3 protein-coding genes are annotated in these 2,871 nt (G+C 36.3%); all 3 read right to left on the reverse strand.

Annotated features, from left to right (window positions below; all coding sequences use genetic code 11):
• Window positions 1-150 precede the first annotated feature (150 nt).
• Window positions 151-777: an NUDIX hydrolase gene (locus tag FU659_RS34700; RefSeq protein WP_147951695.1), complete on the reverse strand. Its 627-nt coding sequence runs from the start codon at window positions 775-777 to the stop codon at window positions 151-153.
• A gap of 173 nt (window positions 778-950) precedes the next feature.
• Window positions 951-1,334, reverse strand: coding sequence for a VOC family protein (locus FU659_RS34705; RefSeq protein WP_147951696.1), 384 nt, complete (start codon window positions 1,332-1,334; stop codon window positions 951-953).
• A gap of 343 nt (window positions 1,335-1,677) precedes the next feature.
• A complete protein-coding gene (locus tag FU659_RS34710) occupies window positions 1,678-2,433 on the reverse strand; it encodes a hypothetical protein (RefSeq protein WP_147951697.1) in 756 nt (251 codons plus the stop codon).
• Window positions 2,434-2,871: the final 438 nt, after the last annotated feature.

Here is a 2,871-nt window from a genome sequence, read left to right on the forward strand (position 1 = left end):
GGCCGACGTAAAAAAGATTATGTTAAGAATCAAATTTTCAGAAATTACATTGAACAAATGAAAAAAAGTAACTTGCCTTGTATTGAAGGACATTACAGTTAGCTATAGTTCGAGTCTGCTGAGTAAGAAAAAGCATTTGTATCTTATCTTTTACTCTTTAATTTTTTCTCTAATCAATTTTACAATGCTTGCATAAAATGAATTTTCATGTGGCACAAATTCATTTCTTCCAACATTCTTATCAATCAAAACCTTTTTTCCATCCTTATTTATTTCAAATCCCTTAACTCTAATTTCTTCTTTTTTTCCTAGCCAAAACTCATAAAAATCATCAAATTCAACTCTTACAATCCCTGAAACTTCTTCTTTTTGCAGTGTAAATTCATCAAAAGTATTATTATTTTCATATAAAAACACGTTAGCTAATTCATTGTCGATAAAGTTTTCTTTTATTGCGCAGTATTCGATAATTCCTAATGACACTAACTTATTAAAAGAAACTTCAATTCCAATTTCCTCTTTAATTTCTCTTATCCCATCATGTACTGTTTCATGAGCTAATAAATGTCCAGCAGCAGTAATATCCAAAAGATTCGGATAATCTTTTTTCATATCACTACGAAGTTGAAGATAAATATAATCTACTTCATTTTCTCTACTAACGAACCAACAATGGAATGCTTCATGCCAATGTCCTATTCTATGTACTTCTTCACGTGTAGCAACACCTACTTGATTTCTATCTTTATCAAATATTTTTAGTTTCTCATTTTCCATAATGTATTTCACCTCTAAGTAGTATTTTTTACTTCTTCAACAAAACTGCCCGTTTACTTCAATTGACCATCGAGCATGTCGGCAGCCAATTGTTATTGCGCTAAAGTTATGCGTTAGTGCCACTCGGCATCCCTTTCAATATTGAACTATTATTACCCAAGTAAGTTCTATTATTAAGAGTGATAAGGAGCCGCAAATTCAATAATATTCTTATCTTTGTCTAATATATAAATCTGGGAAAAACCTGCAACACTATTTGGTTCAATCTCATATTCTAAACCTATTTCCTCTAGCCATTGCAATGTTTTGGTGTAGCTCTTCACCCAAATAGAAAGATGCCCCTCTAAAGAATTTAAACCGCCTAATCGTAGCGTTTCGCTTTTTGGGTTTTCCACTACGTGAAGTTGCTGTTGACCTAATTCATACCATACTCCCCTTGATTTAAATGGGGGACGCTCTATCTCTTTGAATTTAAGTATTTCCGAATAAAATTCTTTAGCTTTTTCTAAGCTTTTAGTTGCAATTGTAACATGATGTATTCTCTCTAATTCAATCATAGTTTTTAACACCTCTATTTTAATGTTAATCCATTCAATCTTACCACTTCATTCCTTATTTTGGAATTAACCTGCCCGTTAGCCGGAGTGAAGGGCTGCCTCGTGGCAGCCCTTCAAATGTTTAACTTTCGTTCTCCGTTATCTTAACAACGGTATAGCCTTGACTACATGGACCGCCTTCGCATGACGTGGATAGGACATTTCAACCACTACGTTAGCGTCGATAATTATGCTTACTGCCCGTGAGCTGAGAAGGCTGCCGTTATATGTAGTCGGCAGCCTTCTCCTGATGTCTATTTAGCTATATATTTTCCGTAAGTTGATTAAGAAATTTAAACTTCCTTTAAGAGACTAGAAGTGGAGGGAATCCAGCACGACTCCATAACCATAATGGAGTATGAACATCAATCGGTGCTAGTCCGCTTCCAGCAAGTGCCGTTTCCCAAGCAATAGCAACAGTCTTACTGTCATCTGCTCCACCGTTTAAAATCTCTTCAGAGCATAATCCAAGTTTTACCGTAGCTTTTAAAATATGCGTATCTGGAGCAATCGTGATAAGTTCCCGAGACTTCCATGAAACATTTGTATATCTCTCAAGGACATATAACCAATAATTAAATATCTTTGGTCCAGATAGGTATGGGAAATCTGATTTTCTTGATTCTTGTACAATCCCCTTTAAAGTAGCAATGTCAGATTGAACAGACTGAATCAATCCTTGCACGTTCTCTTTTTCAGAAGACTTTACAATCCGTTTTGCAACGCGCTGCCAAATTTCAGGATGGCGATTTGGCTGTAATCCTACACGATGTAATAGCAACGCTGCACGAAGTTCATTTATATTTTTGTTTGCTGCGAGAATCGGATTAAAAATCCAATTGGTCTCTGGATTTTGATACGCTTTTACAACGGACTCCCACAACGTATAAGAATTTCTCTGATAATTTAAAGCCATTGCTAGTGTTAAAACATCCATTAGCTCTTCTTCTTTAACCACGCCAATTAAAACATCTTCCGGCATAATTTCTCCGCCTAAAAGTCCATCCGAATGCATTTGTATAAAGCTTTTTACATTTTTCAAAAAAATATTATTTTCCATTATGTCCCCCGAAATCTATTTTATCTAATAATTCTCTTATAGAGGACAAACACCTTCTTAAACTAAACTGCCCGGTACTTTAATAAACAAAAGAGGAGCTGCCGCGAAGCAAGCCCCTCAACTATCGATAACAATAGGTAAGCGTTTGATGTGATCTCCAGCTTTTCCCCTGTTCCACACGGAGCGTACTAGTTTCCCAGTACTCCGCGTTCCCTCTAACTGAATTTACTAAATCATAAGATTGGAATAGGTAAGGTTTTGATATTATCGCTACCTTTTCCCCTCCGCCACACCGTGCAGGCCACTTTCACGGCACACGGCGTTCCATCTTCTATAGACCCGTATTAATAGCTTCCAAGTTACTCATTTTGCGATATTGGTTTATCGTTGTAGCCATTACCTCGGTTATACCAAGGTTGGCGACGAGTCTTTCAATCA

The sequence above is a fragment of the Paenibacillus sp. N3.4 genome, assembly GCF_008017805.1.
GTDB lineage: Bacteria > Bacillota > Bacilli > Paenibacillales > NBRC-103111 > Paenibacillus_E.